Origin of the sequence: Shinella sp. M31 (assembly GCF_049199205.1) — a bacterium.
Lineage (GTDB): Bacteria > Pseudomonadota > Alphaproteobacteria > Rhizobiales > Rhizobiaceae > Shinella.
Genome location: NZ_JBLZPH010000095.1, coordinates 71,371 through 97,735 on the forward strand (window position 1 = coordinate 71,371; position 26,365 = coordinate 97,735).

The 26,365-nt window shown below is 54.3% G+C and carries 28 protein-coding genes and 1 tRNA gene; 16 read left to right on the forward strand and 13 right to left on the reverse strand.

The annotated features are described in order from the left end of the window. Positions 1–52: 52 nt before the first annotated feature. The 3 genes from ACOZKU_RS16335 to ACOZKU_RS16345 form a co-directional block, all read right to left on the reverse strand. A complete protein-coding gene (locus ACOZKU_RS16335) occupies positions 53–1,216 on the reverse strand; it encodes a D-alanyl-D-alanine carboxypeptidase family protein (protein ID WP_421579736.1) in 1,164 nt (387 codons plus the stop codon). Between the two features lie 112 nt (positions 1,217–1,328). Further along, positions 1,329–2,342 (reverse strand): septal ring lytic transglycosylase RlpA family protein, encoded by a 1,014-nt coding sequence (locus ACOZKU_RS16340; protein WP_421579737.1) that lies wholly within the window; start codon positions 2,340–2,342, stop codon positions 1,329–1,331. 216 nt (positions 2,343–2,558) lie between these two features. Further along, the gene (locus tag ACOZKU_RS16345; protein WP_117371099.1) at positions 2,559–2,777 is read right to left on the reverse strand and encodes a hypothetical protein; all 219 of its coding nucleotides are present in this window, start codon (positions 2,775–2,777) and stop codon (positions 2,559–2,561) included. A 245-nt stretch (positions 2,778–3,022) separates the two neighbouring features. Between ACOZKU_RS16345 and ACOZKU_RS16350 the strand changes: the two genes are divergently transcribed. From ACOZKU_RS16350 to ACOZKU_RS16360, 3 genes are all read left to right on the forward strand, one after another. Then, positions 3,023–3,112 (forward strand) — tRNA-Ser (locus ACOZKU_RS16350). Positions 3,113–3,540: 428 nt separating this feature from the next. Continuing rightward, positions 3,541–4,884 (forward strand): DUF6538 domain-containing protein, encoded by a 1,344-nt coding sequence (locus tag ACOZKU_RS16355; protein WP_421579738.1) that lies wholly within the window; start codon positions 3,541–3,543, stop codon positions 4,882–4,884. A 258-nt stretch (positions 4,885–5,142) separates the two neighbouring features. Next, positions 5,143–5,379, forward strand: coding sequence for a hypothetical protein (locus tag ACOZKU_RS16360; protein ID WP_421579739.1), 237 nt, complete (start codon positions 5,143–5,145; stop codon positions 5,377–5,379). Positions 5,380–5,635: 256 nt separating this feature from the next. Here ACOZKU_RS16360 and ACOZKU_RS16365 read toward each other — a convergent pair whose 3' ends face one another. Together ACOZKU_RS16365 and ACOZKU_RS16370 are read right to left on the reverse strand one after the other, a co-directional pair. Continuing rightward, positions 5,636–5,839 carry a hypothetical protein gene (locus ACOZKU_RS16365; protein WP_421579740.1) on the reverse strand — a complete coding sequence of 68 codons (204 nt, stop codon included), beginning with the start codon at positions 5,837–5,839 and terminating at the stop codon, positions 5,636–5,638. Between the two features lie 1,266 nt (positions 5,840–7,105). Then, positions 7,106–7,375 carry a hypothetical protein gene (locus tag ACOZKU_RS16370; RefSeq protein ID WP_421579741.1) on the reverse strand — a complete coding sequence of 90 codons (270 nt, stop codon included), beginning with the start codon at positions 7,373–7,375 and terminating at the stop codon, positions 7,106–7,108. Positions 7,376–7,507: 132 nt separating this feature from the next. Between ACOZKU_RS16370 and ACOZKU_RS16375 the strand changes: the two genes are divergently transcribed. From ACOZKU_RS16375 to ACOZKU_RS16385, 3 genes are all read left to right on the forward strand, one after another. After that, the gene (locus tag ACOZKU_RS16375; RefSeq protein WP_421579742.1) at positions 7,508–7,744 is read left to right on the forward strand and encodes a DUF6894 family protein; all 237 of its coding nucleotides are present in this window, start codon (positions 7,508–7,510) and stop codon (positions 7,742–7,744) included. A 294-nt stretch (positions 7,745–8,038) separates the two neighbouring features. Further along, on the forward strand, positions 8,039–8,248 hold the full coding sequence (locus ACOZKU_RS16380; protein WP_421579783.1) for a hypothetical protein: 210 nt from the start codon (positions 8,039–8,041) through the stop codon (positions 8,246–8,248). Positions 8,249–8,725: 477 nt separating this feature from the next. Next, positions 8,726–8,980: a hypothetical protein gene (locus ACOZKU_RS16385; RefSeq protein WP_421579743.1), complete on the forward strand. Its 255-nt coding sequence runs from the start codon at positions 8,726–8,728 to the stop codon at positions 8,978–8,980. 42 nt (positions 8,981–9,022) lie between these two features. Here ACOZKU_RS16385 and ACOZKU_RS16390 read toward each other — a convergent pair whose 3' ends face one another. Next, positions 9,023–9,499 carry a hypothetical protein gene (locus tag ACOZKU_RS16390; protein WP_421579744.1) on the reverse strand — a complete coding sequence of 159 codons (477 nt, stop codon included), beginning with the start codon at positions 9,497–9,499 and terminating at the stop codon, positions 9,023–9,025. Next, positions 9,500–10,996, reverse strand: a complete 1,497-nt coding sequence (locus ACOZKU_RS16395) for a hypothetical protein (RefSeq protein ID WP_421579745.1) — start codon at positions 10,994–10,996, stop codon at positions 9,500–9,502. Positions 10,997–12,137: 1,141 nt separating this feature from the next. Here ACOZKU_RS16395 and ACOZKU_RS16400 point away from each other — a divergent pair. The 3 genes from ACOZKU_RS16400 (at position 12,138) to ACOZKU_RS16410 (ending at position 13,806) form a co-directional block, all read left to right on the forward strand. Beyond that, entirely contained in the window at positions 12,138–12,479 is a 342-nt protein-coding gene (locus tag ACOZKU_RS16400) for a hypothetical protein (RefSeq protein WP_421579746.1), read from the forward strand. A 66-nt stretch (positions 12,480–12,545) separates the two neighbouring features. Beyond that, a complete protein-coding gene (locus ACOZKU_RS16405; RefSeq protein ID WP_421579747.1) occupies positions 12,546–12,854 on the forward strand; it encodes a hypothetical protein in 309 nt (102 codons plus the stop codon). Positions 12,855–12,948: 94 nt separating this feature from the next. After that, a complete protein-coding gene (locus ACOZKU_RS16410) occupies positions 12,949–13,806 on the forward strand; it encodes a hypothetical protein (RefSeq protein WP_421579748.1) in 858 nt (285 codons plus the stop codon). A gap of 203 nt (positions 13,807–14,009) precedes the next feature. On the opposite strand, the gene ACOZKU_RS16415 is transcribed toward ACOZKU_RS16410, so the two are convergent. Further along, the gene (locus tag ACOZKU_RS16415; protein ID WP_421579749.1) at positions 14,010–14,582 is read right to left on the reverse strand and encodes a recombinase family protein; all 573 of its coding nucleotides are present in this window, start codon (positions 14,580–14,582) and stop codon (positions 14,010–14,012) included. Between the two features lie 349 nt (positions 14,583–14,931). Between ACOZKU_RS16415 and ACOZKU_RS16420 the strand changes: the two genes are divergently transcribed. After that, positions 14,932–16,920, forward strand: coding sequence for an NACHT domain-containing protein (locus tag ACOZKU_RS16420; RefSeq protein WP_421579750.1), 1,989 nt, complete (start codon positions 14,932–14,934; stop codon positions 16,918–16,920). Positions 16,921–17,263: 343 nt separating this feature from the next. Continuing rightward, complete coding sequence (locus ACOZKU_RS16425; protein WP_421579751.1) at positions 17,264–18,328, forward strand: hypothetical protein; 1,065 nt, start codon at positions 17,264–17,266, stop codon at positions 18,326–18,328. Between the two features lie 419 nt (positions 18,329–18,747). On the opposite strand, the gene ACOZKU_RS16430 is transcribed toward ACOZKU_RS16425, so the two are convergent. From ACOZKU_RS16430 to ACOZKU_RS16440, 3 genes are all read right to left on the reverse strand, one after another. After that, on the reverse strand, positions 18,748–19,536 hold the full coding sequence (locus tag ACOZKU_RS16430) for a hypothetical protein (RefSeq protein ID WP_421579752.1): 789 nt from the start codon (positions 19,534–19,536) through the stop codon (positions 18,748–18,750). A gap of 99 nt (positions 19,537–19,635) precedes the next feature. After that, positions 19,636–19,968 carry a hypothetical protein gene (locus ACOZKU_RS16435; RefSeq protein WP_421579753.1) on the reverse strand — a complete coding sequence of 111 codons (333 nt, stop codon included), beginning with the start codon at positions 19,966–19,968 and terminating at the stop codon, positions 19,636–19,638. Between the two features lie 11 nt (positions 19,969–19,979). Next, positions 19,980–20,573, reverse strand: coding sequence for a hypothetical protein (locus tag ACOZKU_RS16440; protein WP_421579754.1), 594 nt, complete (start codon positions 20,571–20,573; stop codon positions 19,980–19,982). 244 nt (positions 20,574–20,817) lie between these two features. Between ACOZKU_RS16440 and ACOZKU_RS16445 the strand changes: the two genes are divergently transcribed. The 5 genes from ACOZKU_RS16445 to ACOZKU_RS16465 all read left to right on the forward strand — a co-directional run bounded on the left by ACOZKU_RS16445 (position 20,818) and on the right by ACOZKU_RS16465 (position 24,294). After that, positions 20,818–21,081: a helix-turn-helix domain-containing protein gene (locus ACOZKU_RS16445; protein WP_421579755.1), complete on the forward strand. Its 264-nt coding sequence runs from the start codon at positions 20,818–20,820 to the stop codon at positions 21,079–21,081. A 694-nt stretch (positions 21,082–21,775) separates the two neighbouring features. Further along, positions 21,776–22,540: an endonuclease III domain-containing protein gene (locus ACOZKU_RS16450; RefSeq protein ID WP_421579756.1), complete on the forward strand. Its 765-nt coding sequence runs from the start codon at positions 21,776–21,778 to the stop codon at positions 22,538–22,540. Positions 22,541–22,937: 397 nt separating this feature from the next. Beyond that, positions 22,938–23,150: a hypothetical protein gene (locus ACOZKU_RS16455; RefSeq protein WP_314094903.1), complete on the forward strand. Its 213-nt coding sequence runs from the start codon at positions 22,938–22,940 to the stop codon at positions 23,148–23,150. Positions 23,151–23,294: 144 nt separating this feature from the next. Continuing rightward, a complete protein-coding gene (locus ACOZKU_RS16460; protein WP_314094905.1) occupies positions 23,295–23,822 on the forward strand; it encodes a DUF992 domain-containing protein in 528 nt (175 codons plus the stop codon). A gap of 124 nt (positions 23,823–23,946) precedes the next feature. Further along, positions 23,947–24,294: a hypothetical protein gene (locus tag ACOZKU_RS16465; RefSeq protein WP_314094907.1), complete on the forward strand. Its 348-nt coding sequence runs from the start codon at positions 23,947–23,949 to the stop codon at positions 24,292–24,294. A 75-nt stretch (positions 24,295–24,369) separates the two neighbouring features. Here ACOZKU_RS16465 and ACOZKU_RS16470 read toward each other — a convergent pair whose 3' ends face one another. Together ACOZKU_RS16470 and ACOZKU_RS16475 are read right to left on the reverse strand one after the other, a co-directional pair. After that, complete coding sequence (locus tag ACOZKU_RS16470) at positions 24,370–25,077, reverse strand: FadR/GntR family transcriptional regulator (protein ID WP_314094983.1); 708 nt, start codon at positions 25,075–25,077, stop codon at positions 24,370–24,372. 213 nt (positions 25,078–25,290) lie between these two features. Further along, a complete protein-coding gene (locus tag ACOZKU_RS16475) occupies positions 25,291–26,361 on the reverse strand; it encodes a BMP family ABC transporter substrate-binding protein (RefSeq protein WP_314094908.1) in 1,071 nt (356 codons plus the stop codon). Between the last annotated feature and the right edge of the window lie 4 nt (positions 26,362–26,365).

The window sequence follows — 26,365 nt, forward strand, 5'->3', positions numbered from 1 at the left end:
TGATGTTTCCGGCCGGCGAAACGCTTTTCGCCCCTGGCCGGTTCATCCCGTCTCAGATCCAGAAGAAGAACAGCTCGATCAGCGCATCCAGTGCCCGCATGCGCAAGGTACCCTCGCCCACCGCGCCTGCCGTTTTCACCGGCACTTCGCGCAGAAGCTGCTTGTCGTTCCAGATCTTTAGCGTGCCGACCGCGGTGTCCGGCGTGACCGGCGCACGCACAGGCCAGGTGTAAACGACGCGGGCGACGAGCTTTTGCGAATTGTCCTTCGGCAGGAACAAGTCGACCTGTTCGCCCGCGACAAGCGGCACGGTCGAGGCATCGCCCCCATAGACGGAGGCATCGGCGATTGCTTCGCCTTGCTTGAACAGCGTGCGCCGCTCGAAGGAGGACAGCGCCCACTCGATGATCCGGCGCGATTCCTCGATGCGAACCTTGTCGTTCTCCAGGCCGCCCATGGCCAGCACCAGGTGCTTGCCGTCACGGTTGACGGCCGCCACGATGGAATAGCCGCCCTCCTCCGAGAAACCCGTGACAAAACCGGTCACGCCGATATTGAGCGCCAGCAGCGGGTTGCGGTTGCGCTGCTTGATCTTGTTCCACTCGAATTCCGGCTCGAGATAATAGGCCATGCGTTCGGGATAGGTCGTCTCGAGGTGCCGGGCGAGGTCGACCATCTCGCGCATCGTCACCTTGTTGTCCGGGTTCGGCAGGCCGGTCGCATTGGCGAAGGTGGATTTCCTGAGGCCGAGATCCCGCGCTTCCTTGTTCATGCGGGTGACGAAGGCCGCTTCCGAGCCCGCCATGCCCTCGGCGAAAATGATGCAGGCGTCGTTGGCGAACTGCACGGTGACGCCGCGCACGAGATCTTCCACGCGAATATTGGATTTCAGCGCCGCAAACATGGTAGAGGTGCGCGAGGGGGCTCCCCCGGTACGCCACGCATATTCGGTGACGGGATACTGTGTCTCCAGCGTGATCTCGCCGGCGGAAAGCGCCTTGAAAACCGTCGCCATGGTCATCAGCTTGGCAAGCGAGGCGGCCGGCACCAGGTCGTCCTCCGCACGGGCAAACAGCACCGTGCCGGTCTCCGCCTCGATGAGATAGACCTGCTTGGCCTTCACGTCGAAACCGGCCTGCGGTGCGGCAGACTGGGCGTGGGCGACGCCCAGCAACATTAGTAAGAAAAGAAGGACGGCAGAAAGACGGCGATGCATGGCGACTCCGGATGCCGTCACACTCCCACAGCCGCGCGCACCACGCAAACGGCTTTGACGCAATCCCCGCAAAAGTCCGTGAGGACCTAGCAGTGACGGTCTGCGCGGGCAATCAGCCCGCGTTGTCGGCGAGCGCGGCGAGCGGCGTCAGCTGGCCGTCCATCGTCAGGATGGCATCGAAAGCGCCTGCGGCATCGCGCACGCGCTCGTCGGCATAGGCCGCCGCATAGCTCGGCTGGGAGGAAAGCTGCGGTACGTAATTCGGCCGCTCGATCGGCAGCGGGCCGATTTCCGGCAGCAGCACGAATTGCTGTTCCATCGCCTGGAAGGCGTCGGACGTCGCCTCTGTCTTGTTGAGCGCCGTCATCGTGCTCTGGTCCGGCACGCGCAGCACATTCTCTTCCTCGGACGGCAAGCTGCGGCTGTCGGCGGATGCCACCATTACGCCGGTCGCGATCTGGCCGCCCGGATCGACGGCGGGAACACGCGAGCCCTTGGTGACATAGGAGGCCATGAGATAGGGCATGTCGTTGCCCTCCAGCGGCGCCTTGCCGACATATTGCACGCGCACCTTGGCCGTGCCGGTGCGCTTCATGTCGAGCAGGTCGGCGGTCTTGGAGGAGACGTCGATCACGCGGCCTTCGTGATAGGGACCACGATCATTGACGCGCACGACGACCGAGGTGCCGTTTTCCAGATTGGTGACGCGCGCATAGCTCGGCAGCGGAAAGGTCGGATGCGCGGCGGACAGATGGTAGCGGTCGTAGACCTCGCCATTGGCGGTGCGGCGGCCATGGAAGGCGGAGCCATACCAGGAGGCAAGGCCGGTCTTGTTGTAGCCCGGCTCTTCCTTCGGCTGATACCACTTGCCGCGAACCTGATAGGCTTTTCCGAGCTGATAGCGGCCGCCGCCCTTCGGCACGGGCTGGCCTTCTTCCACGACGCGCGGGCTTGCCTTCACGCCATATTCGGATTCAGCAAAGAATTCCTTGCTGCGGACCTTCTTCTTGGGGGCCGCGGTCGTCGTGGCACAGGCGGCGAGCCCGGCGCAGACCAGCGGTATCGTCAGCAACCTCAAGCCCAAGCCGAACCGGGTCGCATTCTTCGAGATGTTGTTGTGTCCCACGCCGCTATTGTCCCCGACGGTGCGCCAGCCAATTGCCTTGCCCCTGCAAGTTGGCCGTCAATGCCACTCAGTAAATAACAGTACGTTAATCATGCCAGTAAGATGGCAAAATTGCGAACGAACGCGTGGCCGGAGGACAGCTTCGGTGAGTTATGGTTTCTACTTGGTTAATGCATGCGGCGGGAGGCGACGTCGGCGCGCCTCCCGAAAATCCCGTCACGGTGTGCGCACTTGCAGCACATCGACCAACTGATCCGGGTCACGCACGCCGTGGCGATACAGCGTGATGATCGACCGCGCCAAAGACCGCGCCCGCGTTTCATCGAGCTTGAAGGTCTGGACGGAGGTCAACCGCGCGAAAACACCTTGCAGGATATCGAGATCCTGAGGCTCGAACATGCCGATATGCGTAGGGTCTCGAAGCACTTCCATCATTGCCGCCTCCCCTGTTCGCATCCATCCGGCAACATTGCTTTCGGGTGCTTCGCCAAACTACGAGTACAATACGTCAGCAACAAGTCGGGAAAAGTTGTACCGCCGCGCCGACATCGCTTCCGGCGCGGCATCTCTTGCGTTGACGATGCACTCAAAGCTGCTAAAAAGCCGCAGCGTCGAGAGGCAACCGCGACAGCGGTTTCAACGCTTTTCCAAAACCGGGAAAAGAAGACCGCTCGAACGATGGAAGAGTGTCCGAGTGGTTTAAGGAACCGGTCTTGAAAACCGGCGTAGGCGAGAGTCTACCGTGGGTTCGAATCCCACCTCTTCCGCCATAACCCATTGAAAAATCAACGTCTTCTCCATTTTTGGGCTTTCTGTTACACAAACTGTTACATAAACGGTTCGTGGATCACCCCATCGTTTGCCTATGTGTCGAGCACAGTTTCTGAGCTTACGACGTGATATTTGTCACGTTCCTTCGCATTGAAGTACACCTTGCGGAATTTATAATCATTTCAAGTTCTGGTCATTTTTGTTTATGCAACGCCAAAGCCTCTATAAAAAGAAAATCTCGGGTCTGGTTCGATTTAGTCTTGACGCTTGGCGATGATAGGGCTACGATTAGCCATTCCTCAAAATTTGATTGGTTCCGGACGCCATTTGGCAGCGAAACATTTGAGGTATCCGCGCACATACGAATATGAAACCGGCAACGCAAGGCGTTCGCCAGAAAGATAACCTATGGAAAAGAATTACGAACATGACAGCACATGCAGATGCGAAATATTTGGTCGTTAGAAACGGGACTTATTATTTGCGGCTCGTGGTTCCGCCCGCCAAATGGGCAAAGTACGGGAAGCAAAAATGGGAGTCGTTGCGTACCCGTTGCCCAATCGAGGCTAAGAAGAAGTTCAGCGACCGTTTCCGGGACTGGAAAAATCGCTTTGACGCACCCGACGATGGCAATGACGAACAGGTGACGCCTGAACAGACCCGCGAAGGTCAGGCGAAACTCGGTGTCTCGCGCCATTCGGATAATGAGATGGCAGCGGCAGCAGTGACGGAATCGATCAAACTGTTGGCACCACGCCTGAAGGTCGCAAAGTCGATGCGCAAGCTTTTAGCCGTTGATGCGGCAACCCTTGCAGGCGTTTACGAGACCCCCGGGTTGCGTCTCTCACAAGCGCTACACGAATACAAAGTTCTTTCAGCGGGCAAGTGGTCAAACCTCGACGCTCGGTCCCGCGACAAGAAGTGGCGTCCCTACGCCGAAGCCGTAAACTCCTTCATTGAGGTTGTCGGCGATCTTGAAGCGCTGAAGATCACCCGCCGCGACGGCTTTAAATTCGCGGCGCACCTTTCTGGGGAAGTCGATGCTGAAAGGATCAAGGTCGATACCGCCAAAAAGAAAATCATGTGGTTGAAGCTAATCCTTCAGAAAATCATTGATGTAGAGGCACCGGACGCGATCAATCCTTTCGAAAAAGTGACAATCGAGAACAACGGCGGCGAAGCTGGAAAGCGCCCTGCCTTCACCGAAGATGAAATCGTTGCGGTACGGAAGCGGATCGCGGAATCCGAAGCGAATGAGGAACTGAAGAACCTCGCAACCATCGCGGAGTGGACCGGGACGACGTGCAAAGAACTGGCTTACACGATGCCGGAAGACTGGTTCCTCGACGCTGAAGTGCCGTACGTCGCGATCCGTCCAAACGCCATGCGCGCCAAGGTGAAGGGCGGGAAAGAGAGGCACCGAGACATTCCGTTGATGCCGGTAGCTTTGGAAGCTGCGCGACGCGCCAAGGCTGATGAAGTGGGCTTCCCCGGATATCGACGCCACAACGGCTCTGAGACGCTTTCAGCTTCGTTCAATAAGCTGATCAAGGCGACGACGCCGGGGAAGACTTGGTATTCCTACCGCCACCGCTTCGCAGATGTTCTTCGCCGATCTGGCTGCAACGACACGCTCAAAGACTCGCTGATGGGTCACATGAGCGCGAACCGACACTCCATGCACTATGGCGAAGGCTACAGCTTGAAGAACAAGCAGGACGCGATGATTAAGGCGTTTGCAGAAGTCGAAAATAAACCAGAAACCAACTAACCAGCATATGAACTGAAGCGAAATCTTACATTATGAAAGACGTTCATATCCAATAGCAGGATATGAAAATGGAATACACTTACGAAACTCTCGTTCTCGACACGAAAACACGAGACGATTTTTTCAAACAGTACGACCGACTGATTGAAGGTCTGAAGAAATACAAGTTTTGGGAATCCGCTCTACGGCACAAAAAGAACCGCGACCGGATTTTCAACGAAGTGACGATGCTCGATTAAAACAGGAAGGAAAATTGGAATGACGAATGAAAATGAAGAAATTGCTTTCATCTCCGCTGACTATGACGAATTCAAGCCGGAAACGTTTCGCGGCTATGTCGTTAAACTTGGCGACGTGAAGAAGACGTTCCGGACGCTGGATGAAGCTGCAACGTATGCGGATACCCTTGGTGTCCCGTACGCGAACCTGTCCTCGCTTGATGACTATGAGATTGATCAGAAGAATATGGATGAGCGCGACTTTGCGAAGACCTGACCGCTATTGAAGCGGGTTTGGAAGAAGACCACGCGAAAGCAATAGCGCTGTTCGAACGCGTCAAGGGCTGTGAAAACCTAATGTCCTACGAACCGCCTGAGAATCAGGGCTTTCAGAACCGGAATCTGCGCTATTTTAGTGAAGTGGTACTTCGGCACCTTTGGCTGAATATAAAATCGCGTTTATCTCAACGAAATTGAAAGGCGCGGCTACGCTAAACAACAGCCGCGCCGGGTCCCCCAATGGACCTTTGAAACTATCGCGCCGCAATCGGCAGGTTGGCGTTGCCGCATGCAGCGAAATCGATCATGGGAAAACCGAGACGGGCGCGCTGAGCGTTTGCGAACGACGACGCGTGCTTCTGAAAGCGAAACGGATGACTGGACTCGCCATCATTCTCGATGACGATTACCGACCATTCCTCATTTTCAGCGAAAACCACAACAGAGCTACGTGACATAGCTTTGCCTCCTAAAATTAGGGGCGAAAGCTGTCAACTCTCATGGTCGCGCCCGTACCGATGGCGACCGGTGAAGACACCATACGCCAATGCGAACGAATGTCGAACGAAAAAGCCGGGGAGTGTTGCAAAGCACTACCCCGGCTTTGTCGCGGGGGGCTGGCTCTGGGGGAACACAACCGCGACAACTTCGAGATAGTGCCTCGCTAGGCGGCTTCAAGCCCCGAAAACGGAAAAGCCGGGGAACGTCGCAGCGCCCCGGCTTCCACCGCCGAAACCCGGGCATGGGGCTTGGGTTGGTTCCGACGATAGCGGACCTACGCACCACCAATTGGTCAAAAGAACGACCGGCGCGACGCTCGTACGGTAGCGGACATATGAAAAAGGCGCGCAATCGCTCCAGCAATCACTCGCCCTTCTCCCGGATGCCACGGAGGAGGCTTCCGTCTATTGAGATAGCGCGCCGCCGCCGTTCAAGCGCGCGTTGCTGACGTGCTGACCGAGAGGCGGCAACCCAAGCCTAATGCGCTGACCGTCCGCGAAGCTATGCGCGTGTTGCTCTATGTCGAACGAGTGACGCGTTTCTTCGCCATCCTCGACTATGAGGACAACCCATTTATCGTTTTCGTCGAATAGTTGTACCAAGTGGAAGGACATACCTTCACCTCCTGAATCGGGGCGAAGGTCGTTAAGCTCCAAAGCAGCGCCCTAAAGTATGCTGCCGATGGATTTGATGTAGTGCACCGGACAGATTTCTCAAGCGTTGACTCAACTCGTCGCTGGAACATAATAGGAACATGGCGTGCCGCGACCCGAATTGGATGGACCTTGAAAGCTACCTTGCGGGTCAGCGCGCAAGGCTCTGCGACCTTCTTCAAAGTATCGAGTTGGGCGGACACTGTTCCGCGTGTGAGCGCACAGGCAGGGTTGATAGATGGGAACTGGCGGGACGGCTCGGCAACGATCGTTATGTCACAGACTTGCGCCCTGCCCTAAGGTGCATGGGCTGCGGGAACAAGGGTACGAATTCGTGGGTGTTTTGCATGCAGGCCCGGTAGGCGGCACCTTTGTCGGTGAGTCTATATGTCCACCGGTCGGCCTCATCGTCATCGAATTCAACAAAGCCTAAATCACGAGCGCGGATTGCGGTCTTCAGCCCAACACCCGTAGGACAAAGGCGAAACTGCACGGCGTCGAGATGGTCGATCAGTGCGTGCAATCTCTTAGTCGGTTCAGCCTTTGCCAACGCGCTTCCTCCCGTCACGCCTAATCGACAACCAGCCCGATCATCTTTTTCGACACGAGCAGTCGCCGATAGCCGTCTTCCGGAAAATTGAGGATGTCAAGCAGCGACCTCAGATCAACACGAAGAAGACATTCGTAGATCGCCATGGGTGCGATGTGGTCTGCATCTAAATCCCGCCTTAGCTCTTTGCGCTGCTCTATTGCGACCGCCCTGCACTGCTCTGGCGACATTGCGAAAAAGAGGTTTTCATCGCTGCCGGGACTGACTTGATATGCGTACAAAGTCTGCATGTTTGCTCCTGCTCGCGTGCAATTACGCATAAGCATGCAAACCGGATGCATCCCGGATAAAAATTTTTGAGGACGCGGACAGCGCTATGGGATCGTGTGGAACATTGCGGGCGGTTTTTGATTTCACGGACTATGCCACGGTTTTATTTCCATATTCGCGACGGCGACGTTCATGAAATTGACCATGAAGGCTTGCTTTTTGCTTCTCTTGAAGACGCAGTTGTGGACGCCCGAAAGGCGGCGCGGGAGATGCTGGCAGAGAATCTGATTGCGAATGAGCACATCGACGGTCAGCGGTTCGAGATCGCCGACGAAACGGGCAACGTTGTCGAGACGGTGCCCTTCAAATCGGTGCTAAGGCTGAACTGATCACGGTCGATGGACCAAAAGCCAACCGATAGCCATGGCGGCGGCAATCCAAATTGCGCCAACCAAAATGAACATCATCGTCAACTGAAGATCGCTGCTCACGTGGCGCATTCTAGACGACATTTGTCGCAGTTTGAAGACGGTCGAAAGTCTGGGTTTGTTGCCGCCGTCGTGGCGTCCCATTCCAACTTTATCTATTTTTCCAAGGCGATTGCAACGTAGAGCCGCTAAAACGGCGGCATGAGCAACTTCACCTTCCTCGTCGTCTGTGCGTCTCTCGGTAGCTTCCTAACAATGGGCGGCTATGCGTTCATCCCGCGCGAATGGTACGACCCTGCCTGCAATATAAAAGGCAACATCTCGTATGATGGCGGCAAGCGCATCTTCCACGCGCCCGGTCAGCACTATTACAATGACACGCGTATAAGCACCGGAAAGGGGGAACGCTGGTTTTGCTCGGAAGAAGACGCCCGGGCGGCAGGCTGGCGGAAGGCGGGGTATTGAGGATTGGCGAAAGAAAGGGGTAAATTTACCAGTGATTTTTTCCGTTTTCCCCCAATAACACCGCCGAGAATGTAAGAAGCGGACCGCAACTTACTGATTTTACGCAGCATTATGCGCACCCCCATTTTCCACAGGCGTACGCGCAAGATATATGCTTCGCACTTCGTCCACAAACCAGCCCTTGACGGGAATCCGGGCATTGGTTCTGATGCGAAGCAGAAGCGGTCCAGAAACCAATTTTTTCTTTTTGGTGAAAGGACCGCTGCACAATGAAAGCTCCCGGCAAGATTCATTTCAAATTCCGCGACCTATTCGAAGTCACAGGTGAAGGTGCACTTGGCGTCTTCGTCGTGGCGGGACTGGCACTACTTGTGATGTCGCCGTTCGTCGCAATTGGGGCATACATGTACCTGAACTGATACGGAAGATGAGGCGAATGCGGGATATGCCTCCCCGTATGGCAATAGGGAGCGCACAATGGCAGGCGTTTGGGTTATTACGAAGTACGACGGCGTGGAGGAGATTTGGAAGCGCGAACTAAAGGAACGCGATTTTACGATTATCCAAATCCGTCACGTCATCGAAAGGCTCGCCTGCACTGACCTCACCAGCGAAGAGGTGATGGATAGCATAGACCCCGCCTTGGAGACCAACCACCTCAAATGGAACGAGGAAGACGGCGTAATCAGCGGCGGTGAGAACCCGCATTACGTCGCCAAGTATCGTCCGTGAGGGATGGCGACCGTTAAGCGAGCGCGTTCAGCGTTACGCCCCTCACCCGAACAGCCTTACTGCCATGGTGTCGCCAAGAGCAGCATAGGCAACGGAGTAGAGGCGCGACCCGTCACCTTCCTCGTATGCCGTCATATCGGTCAGACGGTACGTCAGAACGTGCATGGTTGCGCCGTAGGGGAAACGCTCATCCTCAACCCACCGTGCCGCCAGAAATGTTGGGTCATCTGATTTCTTCAAACTGAATTTGCGACCAATGACCAGAGAGCAGTGCAGCGAAGCACCCGGGCTTCGAAGCCGGTCAATGAAGTGCCGGGGTTCGAACACAGACGACCGCTTCACGAACGATATCCCAATGCGAGCAAACGGGCGGTCGGGTGACGAACGCTGGAAATAGCGCTCCTGCCACCCGCGTTCACGCAGCGCATCATAAAGCAGCTTGCCCTGTTGTATCACGCTCGTTTTCTCGCTGCACAAATCATGGAAATAAGCCGATAGCTGGCGAAGGTTGCCCGACACTTATGCGCGGATTTCCAGCGCCGCCGCCTTTGCAGCCGCACGCTTCTTTCGTTGCCATTCATTCTTGTTCGCCCGCTTCTCTTCATCGGTCTTCTTGTCGCTGCGGGTTTTGCGCTTTGGCTTCACGTATTCTGTAAGCGCCGGGACCACGAGCAATCGCGATGGCTTATCGACGCCAAAAATCTCGCGCAGTACATTAGCCAAAGCCAAATCGAGCGTCACGAACACGAGGGGCTTGGGCTTCTCGCCTTCCTTGTAACGTTTCCCATCGCGAACCGCCGTGCGGGTGAACGCTTGATACTGCATCTCGATAGCTTGCGAGACCATCAATTGAGCCTTTGAGACGCCGGCGACCGCCTCCCAAATCTTGTTATCCATGTCAGACGGATTCAACGGCGCGATATGGACGCCGATATGATGGTCTTGGAAGGCATTAATGCCGACCGGATTGGGGGAGAGTACGGTGCCATTCGGCGATGACCAATAGCCATCGTCCTTGGCGCTCAACGTCACGAGGTACTTTTGACCGGGGTATTCCTTCTCGATGGTTTCCGCCAGCGACTCCTTGAAACCATCATAGCCGACCTTCTTGTACAGGTAATTCCACGACGTGATGCCGTCTTCATTCATGTGTTGGAATTCGATCAGCGGTGCCTTGTGCGCGAAGTCGTCATAGCGCTCACCCTTGATTTCCGGATGCGGCAACCAGTTCACCTTATCACGCCAATAGTAGAACAGCTTCTGATATTCGAAATTTGCGCCCATGAACGTCACAGACTTATAGCCGCTAAGAATTGAGGGCTGAAGCCAAGCGTACAGGGTCAGCCGCTGCTTTGAATTCTCGTCATCCGGCGACATACCTTCTTCGTCACTCAATCCGGATGAAAAGTTCTCGTAATTGGTCTTCGATACGAACACCCTATGGTGCTTTGAAACACTGAGTTTGCAAATCTGGATTACATGATCGTGAAGCGTCGAATTCTGTTTGCCGAGTTCGGCATGTGCCGCCATTTCATCGGTCGCAATCACTTCAAGATAATCCGCATACTCGCACTTTTCGGCGACGATCAGATTCGCCAGAAATGCGCGCGTTCCGGATACGCCTTCGTTTAGAACGAACTTTTCGACGGGCGACGGAAACTCATCAACGATTAGGTGTTGGTCAATCGTCACCGAAACTTGTTCATCAGCGATGGTCTGGTAGAGGGCTTGAAGGGCAACCTTCTGATTGACGATTGCCACGCTCGTACGCAGGTCTTTGCAGTGTCGAACGTATTGCTCGGTGCATGTCTTCTCTTTGTTGTTCTTCAAGCTAATGACGCGCGCCTTTATGCCAAGTTCGGCAAGGTCGTCCTTTTGCTGTTCCGACAGTCCGTTCGTCTGAGTGGCAATCGTGTACTTGCCGGGATTGCGTTTGATGGACAGGTGCGAACTGTATGTCTTTCCAGACCCGGCATGTGCGCTGACTTTATAAAAGGTTGGTGTTTCAATAGTCATATGGTTTACCTCTAAATTGACTAAGTGCTAAAAACGGAAAAGGTTGTAAGGACCGGCTTGGAAAGTCCCTACTACCCTTCATTTTCGCTTTAGCTACTTAGATTTGAGGTATCGTGACTGAAACCGACTTATCGACCTTGATGATTGAAGATCGATTCCAAGCCGATTTCTTTGTCATCAAATGTATTTAGGTGCCGACCCGGTAAAGCGGGCGACGAATTTATGCGTTTTTATATCGATTGGTGCGCAATGTTCGCGTTGTTTGCAGGAATGCGCGAAATCTTTGCGTGCGGTGGAATTGGTGCCCGACTGGACATTCAAAAGATGAAGACGGGCGCAACTCATGACGGCTACTGACCGCCATCGTACCTCTTGAGGAACGGATAACCTCTTATATTATAAAGGTTAAATGTTCTTCATTTGACTTAGTGAAGCAACGGGTAACTTATTCAATAAAAGATATACAACTAGTTAGTTGGGACGCCGATAGGCGGACCAAGCCGAAGGCACATTAAGTAACAATAGGAACTAGAAGAGGTGATTCCTTACCAAAAGTTCTTTAGGGGTAAAGGTCAAACCTACCCGTCATTGTCGTCTCGTTCGCCTTACGGCTCACTCGGCTTTATGTACCCCAAACCAATAAACGGTTTTCCTTTCCACCAGTACCTACCAAATCCCATGGGATAGAATACCGCCTACGGCGTTGGGTCGCTTCGCGCCCCAAGCTAATTGGTCGTATAATTTTGGTAAAAGGAAGGACCAACCATTACCTGATGGCGAACTGATAGTTCCTGTTGAATCCTGATATTACTTGTAGGAGCCTGTTCAACGCTACCAATCATAAGGTCGAACTGGATACCACTGGTCCCTTCTGCCGACCCTGCCAACCACTGGACTTGTCTGCCGACCGCTGGAAAAGCCGAAGGCGTCAACCGTTACCGATTGGAGTCCACCCGTACCGTTCTGCCGGTATCCGCTTGCATGAGTTGCGCCCGTCTTCACAAGGAAGCCGCCGCAGTTCCGTTTTATCAAGGGGGACAACAGAGACCGCCAAAGCTGGTCAATCCGTATCCGCTCATTATACGATGTTGCCAGAAGTGCGTAAAGGCGGGGTCACGACAAAATGAACTTGGGCACACGTATGGCGGCAATCGCCATAGGGTTGGTCATCTCGACCGCCACGCCGTCATATGCGCAAGCCGTTCGCAGTTGGGGTGTTGGCACGACCGCTTGTGAAGAATTCAACAGCGATCAGGGTAAGCGATCAGCGGCTTTGGACTGGAGTGCAGGCTTTATAAGCGCCCTGAACATATGGCTGACCTACGACACAGATCGAACGACCGATCTGATGCCCAATGCCGATGTAGCAGAATTGGAGCGTAGGCTTACCGACTACTGCCGTGTACATCCCGTAGAAACCGTTGCAGATGCCCTCACCGAGATTACGTTGCGAACGATTGATAAGACGACACCAAATCCGTGACACCGGGGGCGAAACGTGTCATCGGCTTGTCATATTGCAGCGCAGAGACCGTCGAAGGATATCGCATTGCCATTCACCGAAGCTTTAGTTGATCTTCATAAACTCGCCCACCGTGAGTACCGGCTGGCGAGAGTGCTGAACTACGCCGTCTATTGCTCGCTGGTCGCGGCGGTCGCACTGTTCTTTTACTCCGCATTTTCGGGTTCCTCGCCGGTTTGGGTGGTCGCTAGTACAACCGCAGTCATGTTGTCCGTCATCGCTGGCGCATTCAGGTTCGTCTGGTACGGCACATATGACCGCTTCCTTAAGTCGATGGCGATGCAGCGCCCGGACAGCCTCTACGCGACAGTGTTTCAGGCACGGGCAAACCGCTGATCTTCTTAGCACGATACCTCCTAACCTCTCTTGATATTGCCACGACTGATTGAATTCGCCTATCCTGCTCGCCACGAGCTATGGGACGACGCGAATGACACAAGCCAAATCGAAGGCACAGCCGGAAAACCAGACCGACGCTGAAGCGACGGTGGAAATGCCCTTCTGTGGCATCATCATGCCGATATCGGCGATGGGCCCTTATGAGAAGACACATTGGGATCGCGTGCGCCTTGTGCTTGATGAGGCAATCACGGCAGCTGGCTATCGTCCGCGTCTCGTGAGTGAAAGCGAAGACATTGGTGTCATCCATTCACGCATAGTCCAGAACCTCTATGACGACCCGATTGTTGTCTGTGATGTGAGCGGCAAGAATGCGAACGTCATGTTTGAGCTTGGGCTTCGGTTAGCATTCGATAAGCCGACGATTGTCATCATTGACGACCAGACAGACTATTCATTCGACACGTCTCCCATCGAACACATCAAATACCGTGCCGACCTCAGATATGACGATGTTCGCGCTCTTCAGAAAAAGGTGACGGAAGTAATAGCGGCAACGATAGATCGTAAAGCCAAGGAGCCAGACTACTCACCTTTCATTGGTCACTTTGGGCGGTTCAAGGTTGCTGGAATTGGGACTGAGGTTATCGGCTCCAGTGACTACATCATCAGGCAGATCAATACACTCAGAGACGATATCCAGCGCTTGTCGCGCTCCAGCATGACTGAAGAGGAGCGACAATGGAATGCTGCAATTCAGATTGCACAATCGGTACTGCTCGATCCGAGTCTTGACATAACTAAAAAGAGTGCCGGTGCTTTCTTCGCGGCGAAACTCCATAGTGAATTGCGTAAGCAAAATATCGACTTAACTGAGCAGGAACAGAGAGTTATCCGGGCAAAAACTCTGGAGACGTTCAAAGAACAAGCTAAAGGAATTTTCGGGTAAGAGCGCAACCTTTGCCGCATGACGTTTTCCGCGCTCGCCGCAGCATGCTAATAGTTCAAGCTTAAACTAACTCAAAAAAGATTCAGCTTTTGCTTATGGGTCACGTGCTTGTCACGCTTGGGTCACGCTTATATCAATCACAACGAACTTCGATGATCGACATCTCATCACTGTGGCAAGCAGTGCGAGGGATCGGACGTCGGTTAAATCGCACCGCAAACACGCATGACAGTTGCGTGGCTAACCTTCATCGATTTCGCTACCGAACGGAACGACGCGCCGCCCTTCACAGCGTTGCGCGCCTCGATCTTTTGCGCATCTGAGAGAGACTTCGGACGACCAAGCACCTTTCCCTCAGCCTTGGCTCTCGCGAGGCCCGCATTGGTACGCTCAATGATTAGGTCGCGCTCGAACTCACCAAATGCCGCGATAATCTTGAATAACATTCCGCCGATAGCTGTCCCCATATCGAGACCGGCGAGTGCAAGGCAGTGAACCTCTATTCCGCGCTTGGAAAGCTCCTCGACTGTCTTCTGCACGTCGTAGGCATTTCGACCGAGACGATCCAGTTTCACAACGACCAGTCGGTCCCCTTCTTCCATCTTGTCGAGAAGGGCCTTGAAGATCGGACGCTCATCGGCAGGCTTTGAGCCGGAGATGCTTTCTTCGAAAATGCGGTGTGGGGCGACTTCAAATTTGGCGCTAATTTCCAGCATCTGGTTTGCCGTTGTCTGCTCGTTCGTGCTTACTCGGCAGTACGCAAAGGTTCGGCTCATTCGCAACAGGTCTCCAAAACTGGTTCAAATACCTGTCACAAAATAACAATGGTTCATAAATCAGTCAAACACGTTTTTGAACCACCGAAACACTATGATTTCACAATGGTTCGATATCGGTCGTTTTTGAACCGCCCAAGTACGCGAAGAATGGATTAGTAACGACAACTGAATGCTGGCAGCTCATCGTTCTTAGGTCCGGTATTCCGCAATCCAACTTACCTTGCGAGCGTTGAAGACGATGCCCTCAGCGACAGAGACGTGAGTACAGCCCTGATAGCAAAGAGCCCCCCCTTGTACGACTTGCTCTGCGCACCCAAGAAGCCGCCTACAAGTAGAGCCTTTTCTGTTGACCATTTCATATGGTGCAACTCTACATTTTGAAGTCACTCCAAAAATCGCTACACTGGCATCACTTTTTGATGGCGAGGGCAGAATGAGTGATATCGTAGACATGAATAAGGTCGCCACAGCAGCATTCACGTCCTTAGTGACCAACGCATTTAACAGCGTGAGCGCGAAAGCCACATCAATGGCAAAGGACGCGTGGGCGAAAATATTCGAAGATTTTGCGCCGTTCATGAAAGATGCGTATCAGCGAAACGCCTACGTTAGACTTCTTTCGCAAAAGGATAAAGACGTCGAGTTATACTCAGTATACGTGCAGTCAGCGTTTACATGCGATAACAATATTGTTGATGACGAAAAGGTAATTTATCGCGTACGTGAGGGAAAAAATGTCGTTATTAACGGCAATGGGGGCGCTGGAAAGACATTTTTCATGCGCCATCTTTGGCTTACATTATTTAAAAACGCCGGAGAATTGACACCGATATTTATAGAATTGAGAAAATTAAACGATCTCACTAATTTCGATCTTAAATCATTCATTCGTCTCTCGATTTCGAGGAAAAAGGAGCTCGACAATGACTTGTTTTCCTACTTTTGCAGTTCAGGACGATTTTGTTTTATTTTAGACGGCTTTGATGAAATAGTTCAGTCACAGCGAGACTCTGCTCAACGCCAAATATTACAGTTGAGCAGTGACTATCCATTATGCAGATTTGTCGTTTCGAGCCGGTACGAGCGTCGATTTGCGGGCTGGCAGAACTTTGACCTGTATGAGTCCCTTCCGTTCGACCTTGCAAAAGTTAAGCGACTGGTTGAGCTTGTACCATTTGAGCCCTCAGCAAAAAAACTTTTCCAGAAGCAACTTGATGAAGAGTTCTACGAGCAGAACAAGAGCTTTCTCTCAAATCCGCTATTAGCAATCATGATGATGATGACATTTAAGGAGAATATGGACATCCCACGGCGGATGAATATATTTTACGATCAAGCTTTTACCACCTTATTTCAGTGGCACGATGCAACAAAGGCATTTAATCGCGAAAAAACTCTTGATATCGACGAATTCCAGCGATCTTTTGCAAGTTTTTGCTTGCTTAGTTACCATCAAGAAAAATTTGAATTCACAAAATCCGAGGTGATCGACCTCATCAATAAAAGTAATAAATTGACCGGAATATCGAAAAAAGCCGAAGACATATTAAAAGACTACGAGGAAACGGTAAATCTTCTCAAACAAGAGGGATTGAAATATGTTTTCATTCACCGATCATTCCAAGAGTATTTTTGCGCTTACGCAATAACGATTTTAAATCCGAGCAAATTTCCCGAAATTTTCTCTGGAATAAGGAACCGGCACGACGATAGCGTCCTCCTTATGTGCTTCGAAATGAACAAGGGAATCGTCGTCGATGGATACATAAAGCCTTTGTTCAATAAAATCGCTGCTGCAGATATATTTACAAGAAGCAAAGAGCTTCGATACGATTCACTTGCAGCGGTTTCTGCTTACTATGGCATACATTTGTCCGCCGGGAACGAGCATAATAATCGCACAGTCGAGTCAATTAGCTATTCCATGAATCCGGATGTTGAAGAACTTATTAATAACATCAATCGACTGATGGGACATCGCGCGTTTGGCATACATCACTCTGGCGCTCTCATGTACGCTCACGAGATATTTATGGTATGCGAGGAGATCGCTAAGAGCGTCAATTTCAAGAAGGATCTCTTCCTTGCCTTGACCTTCGGTGATGATGACATTGTCGTTGAGGTCTCGGCTGTTGAAGACCATACAACTAAGAACGACGACACAGAGAAGCTCCGGGAGCGAGTTCAATCTGCTTTGAAAAAGCGCGAGAGCCGGCTCGCTAAGATTAATTCCCGAGTTGGGGACGAGTTAGACAATGTACGCGTGTGGTGCGAGCAAGAAATAAATCTCTCTGACAAGCGAGAGCAGTCTCTCGACACAATATTGGGACTATAGGATCACACTAATTTGATATGACTTATTTTATGAATTCCTTGGTAAGGATTATTAGCATATGGGAATAAGAAATGGAATATCGAGGCAACTATTATTGCTCCGTATTTTACCCGAGAATGCTATGCCATACCAAGCGAGTTGGAATTAGTTGATCAAGTTTGGGAATGCTCAATGCATCAAGCGTTTTTTCAACTCAGACGTCATGACCATGAAATCTTCCCAAGCACACCGTTCATAGCTTCTCATTTTCCATTTGAAACAGATGCAGCAAGACACGCCAAATCTCCTCAGCGCCCTCTTTTCGTGGCGGCCTCGTGATAAGACGACGCCAGCCGAGAATTTCTTGACAGAAGCCTTTGTGCACACTCTGCGCTTAAACGCAGCTTTTCGGGCTGAATGGCTAAGATCGATCATCGGCAAGGAAATTGATTCCGAGAGCGTAGAGGTTTCGACCCGCACCACATACAAGAATGAATTGACGAACACCTCGATTTACCCGGATATCCGAATTCGCGGCGACCTAGCCTCCGGGGCAACCTTCACGATACTGGTAGAAGTGAAATGGGACGCCCCCTATTCGTTCGATCAAATCGCGAAGTATGACCGACTCTTGGCGGGGAGCCTTGAGGCGCACCTCGTTTTTATTTGCGCCCGCTCACTTCAATGGCGAGCAGCAAGGCAAAACGCGGCTAGAATCCAGCACGCACGATTTCATGTCTTTAAATGGGAGCAGATTTTTGAGCAATTGCAACGCGCTTCCTACGAGTGCGCCTTCACCGAGGAGTTAATTGGCTTCATGCGAAATCAAGGTCTAAACCCCGGCGAGCCAATTACACTCGAAATGACGGCGGCGTATCTAGTTGCCAAGCCGTTCATGCCGCGCTTGGAGCGTTATGCAAACAAGCTAATGCATGAGTTCGATTGGGGTTTCCTGCCTCATGCGTACCGTGACCCTTCGAAGCTCGACATTCGGAGTCGGTGGGGACGCCTCGCACTTGAATTCGCACCAGCGCCGTCATGGAACGGCGCTATCACCATAGGCTTTTTGTACGACAACAGTGACCACAAAGTGCCATTCGCGGACGGCAGCGGGAACAGCGTCGATTTGTTCATGCGGATCGAGGCGCAATCCAGCATTGCTGGTAGGTCAGCGGCGAACAAGGCGATCAACGCGAAGCTCACGGGTTTGCGAGAAACTGGCGGCGTAGTGCGCTACGAAGGCGATGGCATCAATCGAAACTCACATACGCTTGTCATCGTGCAACGGAGCCTCACCGATCTTCTTGTTGGCAATGAAGACGAACAACTCCAGCAGATGCATGACCAAATCCTACGATGGTCTAATGCTTTGTTCGCTGATGGAACCGTCGCTGAGGCGCTAGCAAAATTGGGAAGTCCGGCAGCTTAATCGCCTTGTCTAAATTGAGCGCTGCTCGTAAGCGCGGGCATCAGAAAGGATCATCATTGCAATCAAACGGGTTTGGTCGCGGGAAGCAGAGCATCTTCATCAGCATAGCCAGACGCGATAGCAAGCGAGCAGCGGGGATACTCTCTCTGATAGTAACGGATACCGCCCCGGGTCGGGTCGATATGTTATGGGAGCGCTGGTCTGCGCGGTGCGGCGACGATGGAGATATCGTATTCGAGCTCTCTAGCCTCCTAGGTATGAACGATATCGATTGGGAAATCGACTGGACCCGGTCGGTCTGGTGATTGGAGATCACAAAAGGAGGGAAATCGTAGCGCGGCTATCAATTAGGCTGCCCATCCAGACTGTTTGAAAGAATCCGCGTCTTTTTAGTAGATTAGCTTTCTCAAAAATAACCATCATTGAAAGCGCGGATCAACTGGGACTATCAATCCACCACCGGTGTTGTCTTTTCCAATTACTTCGCGCTCAACCAATTGGGCTTTGTCTATTCCCGGCGGAAAAATTTGGAAAAGCTGGCGGCAAGCATTCCGATGCTCGTAATTCACTTCACGTAAGCCACTAGTCAAAACTACCGCGGCAAAAAGCTTATTACCTTCCTTAGCCAGCGCAGCGACGGCTCCTTTGTTGATCCGAGGGTCTCGCCTGAGAATTTCTGCCTCGTCTTTTTTCAGAGCCACGTCGGCTTGTCTCATCTCTCCCTTTGTGAGGTACACTGAGAACTGGTTTTCTCGCGCTTTGTAGCACGCGAGAATGCCTTCGTAAGCTTCGTACAGCTCCAACAAAGCTGCTACATTGATGTTGTCGTATTGAGTCATACCCTCGACGTTTTCAGCCGCAGCCTCTCCCATATCTGCCGTTTGACGCAAGTCTTCGCCGCCTTCCGCGATCCCGGCGCACTCCTCGCATTCGGACTCGTCTTCAATACCATATCGTTCAGAGAGTTCGTCCTTACCCATTGTTTTCATTGCGGTAACGCAGTTGGCTGTTCCCTCTACAACGAGCAACTGGTCACTGTTCTTCAGCTTGTAAATAACAACCTCATTGCCCCGCTCGTCCATGAACTCCGAGAAAACCTCGCGAGCGGCAAAGGCTTCGAACTTTGTCGCCGCGTCTGAAATACAATTGGCGTGAGCCAAAACCGGGGCAGCTATCGCACCGGCGAGAATGAGCGGAAATTTCAACACGTGCTTCACCCCATCGTTTGTCCCTATGTTCGCGCCGCGTATCAACTGAGGCAGCGGCGCGAAGCATCGTTGTATGTTGAGACCTCTCTAAACCGTGTGTCACGCCGTTTTGGCGCGGGTAAACAGCACGAACAATCCGAGAATGATGTCGCCAACCACCCACACAGAGAAGATCATGGCGACACCCAACCCTGTCCCTATAGCTGAGCCCGCGCGCTCGGCGTCATTCAGACTATTCATCCCATCCGACGCAGCATTCACCCCGCTGACCAACCAGACAAGCATCAGCGCATTGAACGCGATGAACGACCACTTGAAAAGCTTACCGAAGAAACTACGCTTAGGCTTTCGAAGCTGGACGCCGCAGCTTGGGCATTTGAAGGCGGCATCGCTTACCGTGTTGCTACATTCAGGGCAGTTAATCATTGCCATGTATTATTCTCCTACTGCTTTGATATCGTTGAAAAATGGAAAAGGAACTCTGGCGCGGTCATTGAACCGTCGATGGTCATGCTAGTTTCCCACGCGCCGTCTTGGTCCGAATGCACAAAGCTGCCAGAGACCATGACAGGATCGTCAACCGCCATCTCCATGAGCGCGGTGTATAATGGGGTACCCTTCTCGATCATCGTCTCGTGCATGACATCTGAGAGAGCGTTGTTCCACGTTTTCAGATCGACGTTCGGCGCAAGACGGATGGTAACAATCGCTTTGCCTTCGGTGTTGGTCTCCAGTTTATGTAGCGTGCCGAGCCAGCCATCTACGGTCAGCCGTGAACCGAAGGCATTGAGAAGGGCGGTCCGCCGTTCGTCACGCGAAGCGCTTTGCTGAAGCTCACTTGAGGCAGATCGAAAACGAGCCTGATAGTCCGCCACGACATCAAGAAAGGCGAGCTGGGTCTTTGGCAAAGCTTGTTCTGGAGTCGCGGCGGTCGCCACGGCACCACTACCAGCGGTCACGTCGGTCGTGCCCTTTGCCGCACCCGCCCTACCGGCATTCTCATTCGTTCGCGCGATACCGCCGATCACGACAAGCACGAGAAATGCGCCGCCAACCCACTTCAAAGCGCTGAACCGCTTGCGATGCGCGCCGCATTGCGGGCACGACTTCGCAGCTAGAGAAATCCGCTTTGTGCAAGTTCCGCACTCAATCCATAAACTATCCGATCCCACTTATCCCCACCCAAGTTGAGTGCGCAATACAATACCACTACCAGCTCTTTTGGAATAATTGGTTCTTGCGAATATTTAAAGACCCCGTCTTCGAAAGTTGGGGCCTTTTTTGTCGAATTCGATTCATACGCCAGAGCACAAAGAGCTGATTGGTGTGATCATCCGACATCGCCATGCTGCTGGTTTGACGCAAGAACACGTTTCCAAAGCTATCGGGCAGCATCAGTCGTATGTCGCGAAGCTGGAGACGGGGCAGCGTCGCCTTGACATTGTCGAATATCTCGCCATTGCGCGCGCCATTGGATTTGATCCGGCAGCGGAGCTTCAGACAATCGCATTCAGATTTGGCTATTCTCCGGGCTCACACAGCTGAATTCTACGCCACGGACTGAAGGGGATAACATCCTTCAATTCTGTCGCTTCGCCCTTTTGCAGAAAGCATTGCGCGCGCGGGCTTAGCCCTTATGCGAACCAGCACCCCAGATCATCGACACGGCGCCAAGGAACATGGAAAGGACTGCCGCGCTTGGGTACGCTGCTTGAAGCAAGGATTGCGCTATACGGGCTTCCTTGTTGGTCTAAGACCACCCATCGAGCTACGAAGTAAAAGCACCCCGGCACTGTCCGGGGTTTTTGCTGTTTGGCGGACTATTTGCCGCCCGTATGGCTGCTACACTAACTGTAACATAAACGCGGTTGACAGGCAGGCTGGAATGCCTGAAAATCAAGGAAATCAATTACTTATCGAATCCCACCTCTTCCGCCATCACTTTGATTTAATTATCTGAAAAATTTCACGCTAGCGCACAAGCCGACGTACACCCTACGCCTTGATCCACTTTGCGGGCCCATCTAAGGCGGACGCTGCATTGCCAATCCTTTCAGCTTCTTGAATAGCGATTGAAATCAACGAACTTACGCGTTCCAGGGCGTGGTTCCTTTTTCCTGCTTCGTCCGCGAATATCATCTCCATGACGATCCTTTAGAGCTTAAATAGCGCGATGCCGAGGCGCTCCCCTTGTACATTGCCGCCTTGCATTGTTCTCTATTTGTTCTATAGTGGCTGAATGCAGATGATGTTCGATTTTGGCGCCATCTCGGATGTGGCGTGGATACGGAAACAGTTGGGCAGCTTTTTCGGCCGTCCTGCCCGAGGCTCCGCATGTTCGCCGATCGGCCAGCTTGTGAAGTCATCGATCAGCAACCGCACACTCGACGAAATCTCTTTTGCCGCCTATCTGCGGCTCGTGAAAGCGTACCCGGAGTGGCCCGCTCTTGCAGCAGCGTCGACCGGCGATGTCGAAGACTTGATAAGCGATGTTGCTTTTCCCGATTCCAAGGCACGGCATCTGGGCGGTGCGCTTCGCATCATAGGCGCCGGGCAACCGGATTTCGACCTGAACTTCCTCGGCCGCCTCAGCATCGACGAAGCGCTCGCATGGCTTGAACGCCTGCCAGGCGTTGGCCGCAAGGTTTCGGCCGCTACGCTGAATTTCAGCACGTTGGACATGCCGGCCTTCGTCGTAGACACCCATATCTTGCGTGTGTTGAGTCGTTACGGCTTCGTCCGGAATACAGCCGATACGCTGACCGCCTATGACGCGGTGATGGCCGCGTCGCCGCAATGGAGCGCGGCCGAACTGGCCGAGCTTCACATTCTGATAAAGCGTCTTAGTCAGACGATTTGCCAACATGGGCGCGCCCGCTGTCGCGATTGTCCGCTTCTGCAGCGCTGCAAGGCAGGCGCCAACTCTGCTCGAAAGCCGGTGCGTGCGAGTAGACGTGATATGGATCGTCGGCAGGGACCTGCGCGGCAACAGCCTAGCGGCTGAAGGAATGAACCGGTACGGTCTCGAGCCAAAGTTCGAAAGATGCAGTGCAATCCATAGGCAGCTTTTGTCCGCTTCGGCTGAACTCACGCTCCCTTGGTCAATGCCGTTATTTCCCTCGCAGCAAGGAAATAAAACACCGTGAACTTGATTTCACCACAATCGCCTCCTATATCACAGTCATCGGTAATCGCTTGAGAGCGCTGGAAAGCCTCTGCCGCTCGCGATGGCCGCCATCACCTGCTGCCCTTGACCACGGATGTACTGGCACTGGTGAAAAGGTGATGATGAGGAAGGTCGGTGCGTTTTCGCCCCGGCCTTTTTTGTTGCCTGCTCTCCTCCGCTGCCGGAACAATCCCGCGTATCCTGCGGTTTCGCCTTCTCATTCAAGGAGGCCGCCATGGAACAGACACCGACCGCAAAGCTTGCCGCAGAATATCTCCGTCTCGGCGGCGGGCGGCTTGCCGAGATCGACGACAACAAGGTCGATACCCGCCAGTGGAAACACGAGACGCGTGAGGCGGAAGCGTTCTGGAACGCAAACATCGCTTCTTTGGACGATGCGCGCCGCGACGAGGTGATCACGCATCTGCCCACGATCAACCGGGTGTGACCGTAAAACGACGCTGCGTCCCCTTCCTGTCGGCGCGGCACCGGCTGCCCCTACTCCGCCACGATCTTCGCCATGAGATGACGGGCGACCGGGAACCAATTCGCCGGATTCGCCATTATCGTGCCAGCTAGAAGGAGAACAACGATGAACAAGAAGCTTGGAGCGGTCCTCGCCCTTACCCTGGCGCAGGCGCTGGCATCGACGGCCAGCGCAGCCGACATGGTCATCCGAGATCAGGAGCCTGTCTATGTCGAGCGCGACGGTGATCGTGACGGCGTCAAGATCGGAATGCTGACCTGCGACGTCGGCGGCGGCGTCGGCTACGTGCTCGGTTCGGCAAAATCCGTCGATTGCGTCTTCAAGTCGACCCGCGGCCAGCAGGATGTCTATAGCGGCGTGATCCGCAAGATGGGCGTCGATGTGGGCTTCACCACGCAGGGCCGCATCGTCTGGGCTGTCTTCGCGCCGACGGCCGGCTATCACCATGGCTCGCTCGGCGGCCTCTATCAGGGCGCGACGGCGGAAGCCACCGTCGGTGTCGGCCTCGGCGCAAACGTTCTGGTCGGCGGCACCTCGGGTTCTATCCAGTTGCAGACGGTCAGCGTCAGCGGCCAGATCGGCCTGAACATCGCCGCAACCGGCACCTCCGTAACCCTGACGCCGCAGGGCTGATTTTAAAGGCCGGACGGCTCCTACCGTCCGGCCTTTTCAAATATGTCGCCCAGGACGGGATCTCCGATCCACCCCTGTATCCGAATCGGGTAGGTCTGGGACAGGCACTGCAATGGAGGCGGACATGCTCGAAAGCACAGACATCGAACTCGAAGACGAACGGCTGAAGCAACTCGATATTCTCGCCGCCGAGCGCTCCATGACGCCGTCGGACCTGCTCGCCCACTATGCCTCCGGCTCCTTCGGCTTCCATGAGGCCGTTCACACGACCTCGATCGTGCTCGATCTCGTCGACGACCAGCTGCTCCATCATCCGGCGATTGCCGGCAACGACGAATGGTTCCGGCTGGCCGCGAAGGCGAGCGAGGCGCTGTTCAATCTCTACCAGTCGATGGGTGCGGCCCAGCTTGCGACGCGCAACCTGGACGAAGGCACACGCCCGGAAGACTTAAACGCCAGCAACGACGGCTGATCCTACGCGATCCACACCGAGGCGGTCACCTGCTCGACCTGTCCGTCACGCGGTCGTATAGCTGGGGTTGCGAGGTTATTTTCCTTCGCGCAACGCCTGCACGACGCGTTCGCGGCCGACCTTGATGACATTCTCCATGGCGCGGCGCGCCCCCTCCTCGTCCCGCTTGTCGATCTCTTCGACAATGCGGATATGGCTTGCCGCGACGTCGTCGATCTTGCCGCGGTCGGCGGCGGGCGAGCTGAGCTTGAAGGCGCCGACAAGGCCAGCTTCGATCAGGCTGCCGACGGTGCGCAGGAACGGATTGCGCGAGGCTTCCAGCACTGAGAGATGGAATTTCAGGTCCGCCAGGGCAAGCGTTTCGGCCGTGTGCTCCGGGTCGCCCATCGCAACGGCAAGGCGCATCATCTGGCTGATATCGGATTCCGAGGCATAACGCGCGGCAAGCGCGGCGGCATGCGGCTCGAAGGCCAGACGCACCTCGGAGAGATGCAGCAGGAAATCCTCGTTGACGCCGACGGCGAAATACCAGGTGAGGATATCGCTGTCGAAGAGGTTCCACTGCGTGTTGGGGGTCACGCGGGTGCCGATACGGGCGCGCGGAACAATGAGGCCCTTGGCGGCGAGCGTCTTCATCGCCTCGCGCAGCACCGTGCGCGATACCTTGAAACGCGCGGCCAGTTCCGCATCGCCCGGCAGCGTCGATCCGACGGCATAATCGCCGGCGATGATCGACCGGCCCAGCGCATTGACCACCTGCGCATGACTGGTGCGCGTGTTCATCCCGCTGATGACCGTTTCAAGCAAACCCTTGCGCAAAAATTCCCCTCCTCGGCTCCGGACCACTCCTTTTGGTCCGGACCATCCGGCAGGTATAGAGTGCCGCGCCGATTCCGCAAAGCCTGAACGCGTCACACATCCTTCGCAAACGAAAAAGGCGCCCTTGCGGGGCGCCTTTCCGTTGTTTGGTACGCTATCGCTTACGCGCTTGCCGGCTTACTGGGGCAGCTTGTCGTCGATGCCAGCGACGTAGAAGTTCATGCCGAGCAGCGTGCCGTCATCGGACTTGGCACCCTGCGCCAGCCACTCGGAACCGTCCTGCTTCTTCACCGGGCCGGTGAAGGGGTGCAGTTCGCCGGAGCGGATCTTCGCTTCGGTCTCTTCCGCGAGCTTCTTCACGTCGTCGGGCATGTTGGTGTAGGGCGCCATGGTGAGAATGCCGTCCTTCAGGCCGTCCCAGATCTGCTCCGACTTCCAGGTGCCGTCGAGAACCGCCTGGGTGCGCTTGATGTAATAGGCGCCCCATGTGTCGACGATGGCGGTCAGCTGGGTGTTCGGGCCGGCGGCGATCATGTCCGAGGCCTGGCCGAAGGCGTGGATGCCGCGTTCGGCGGCGACTTGCATCGGTGCCGTCGAGTCGGTGTGCTGCGTCAGGATATCGACGCCCTGGTCGGCCAGCGCCTTGGCGGCATCGGCTTCCTTGCCCGGATCGGCCCAGGTGTTGGCCCAGACGATCTTCACCTTGAAGTCCGGGTTGACCGACTGCGCGCCGAGCATGAAGGCGTTGATGCCCATCACGACTTCCGGGATCGGGAAGGAGGCGATGTAGCCGGCGACACCCTTCTTCGACATCTTGGCGGCGATCACGCCCTGGATGTAGCGGCCTTCATAGAAGCGCGCATTGTAGGTGCCGACGTTTTCGGCGCTCTTGAAGCCGGTCGCGTGTTCGAACTTCACGTCCGGGAATTTCTGCGCAACCTTGATCGTGGCGTCCATGAAGCCGAAGGACGTGGTGAAGACCAGCGCGCAGCCCGAGCGCGCCATGCGCTCGACGGCGCGTTCGGCATCCGGGCCTTCCGGCACGTTTTCGAGGAAAGCGGTCTCGATCTTGTCGCCCATCGCCTTCTCCAGCTCCTGGCGACCGCGGTCATGGCCTTCCGAGTAGCCGCCGTCGGTCTTGGAGCCGACATAGATGAAGCAGATCTTCGTCTTGTCCTGGGCGCTGGCGGCCGTGGCGAAGCCGAGCATGGCGGCGGAGGTTGCGAGCGCGATAATGATTTTCTTCATTTTA

Bases quoted from the DNA above. Each gene is read 5' to 3' on its own strand.
- ACOZKU_RS16475 (WP_314094908.1), bottom strand. From the start codon at position 26,361: ATGAAGAAAATCATTATCGCGCTCGCAACCTCCGCCGCCATGCTCGGC.
- ACOZKU_RS16435 (WP_421579753.1), bottom strand. From the start codon at position 19,968: ATGGCAATGATTAACTGCCCTGAATGTAGCAACACGGTAAGCGATGCC.
- ACOZKU_RS16415 (WP_421579749.1), bottom strand. From the start codon at position 14,582: ATGAGCCGAACCTTTGCGTACTGCCGAGTAAGCACGAACGAGCAGACA.
- ACOZKU_RS16375 (WP_421579742.1), top strand. From the start codon at position 7,508: ATGCCACGGTTTTATTTCCATATTCGCGACGGCGACGTTCATGAAATT.
- ACOZKU_RS16410 (WP_421579748.1), top strand. From the start codon at position 12,949: ATGACACAAGCCAAATCGAAGGCACAGCCGGAAAACCAGACCGACGCT.
- ACOZKU_RS16370 (WP_421579741.1), bottom strand. From the start codon at position 7,375: ATGCAGACTTTGTACGCATATCAAGTCAGTCCCGGCAGCGATGAAAAC.
- ACOZKU_RS16360 (WP_421579739.1), top strand. From the start codon at position 5,143: ATGACGAATGAAAATGAAGAAATTGCTTTCATCTCCGCTGACTATGAC.
- ACOZKU_RS16355 (WP_421579738.1), top strand. From the start codon at position 3,541: ATGACAGCACATGCAGATGCGAAATATTTGGTCGTTAGAAACGGGACT.
- ACOZKU_RS16385 (WP_421579743.1), top strand. From the start codon at position 8,726: ATGGCAGGCGTTTGGGTTATTACGAAGTACGACGGCGTGGAGGAGATT.
- ACOZKU_RS16470 (WP_314094983.1), bottom strand. From the start codon at position 25,077: ATGAACACGCGCACCAGTCATGCGCAGGTGGTCAATGCGCTGGGCCGG.
- ACOZKU_RS16365 (WP_421579740.1), bottom strand. From the start codon at position 5,839: ATGTCACGTAGCTCTGTTGTGGTTTTCGCTGAAAATGAGGAATGGTCG.
- ACOZKU_RS16455 (WP_314094903.1), top strand. From the start codon at position 22,938: ATGGAACAGACACCGACCGCAAAGCTTGCCGCAGAATATCTCCGTCTC.
- ACOZKU_RS16465 (WP_314094907.1), top strand. From the start codon at position 23,947: ATGCTCGAAAGCACAGACATCGAACTCGAAGACGAACGGCTGAAGCAA.
- ACOZKU_RS16450 (WP_421579756.1), top strand. From the start codon at position 21,776: ATGCAGATGATGTTCGATTTTGGCGCCATCTCGGATGTGGCGTGGATA.
- ACOZKU_RS16400 (WP_421579746.1), top strand. From the start codon at position 12,138: ATGGCGGCAATCGCCATAGGGTTGGTCATCTCGACCGCCACGCCGTCA.
- ACOZKU_RS16335 (WP_421579736.1), bottom strand. From the start codon at position 1,216: ATGCATCGCCGTCTTTCTGCCGTCCTTCTTTTCTTACTAATGTTGCTG.
- ACOZKU_RS16345 (WP_117371099.1), bottom strand. From the start codon at position 2,777: ATGATGGAAGTGCTTCGAGACCCTACGCATATCGGCATGTTCGAGCCT.
- ACOZKU_RS16395 (WP_421579745.1), bottom strand. From the start codon at position 10,996: ATGACTATTGAAACACCAACCTTTTATAAAGTCAGCGCACATGCCGGG.
- ACOZKU_RS16380 (WP_421579783.1), top strand. From the start codon at position 8,039: ATGGGCGGCTATGCGTTCATCCCGCGCGAATGGTACGACCCTGCCTGC.
- ACOZKU_RS16460 (WP_314094905.1), top strand. From the start codon at position 23,295: ATGAACAAGAAGCTTGGAGCGGTCCTCGCCCTTACCCTGGCGCAGGCG.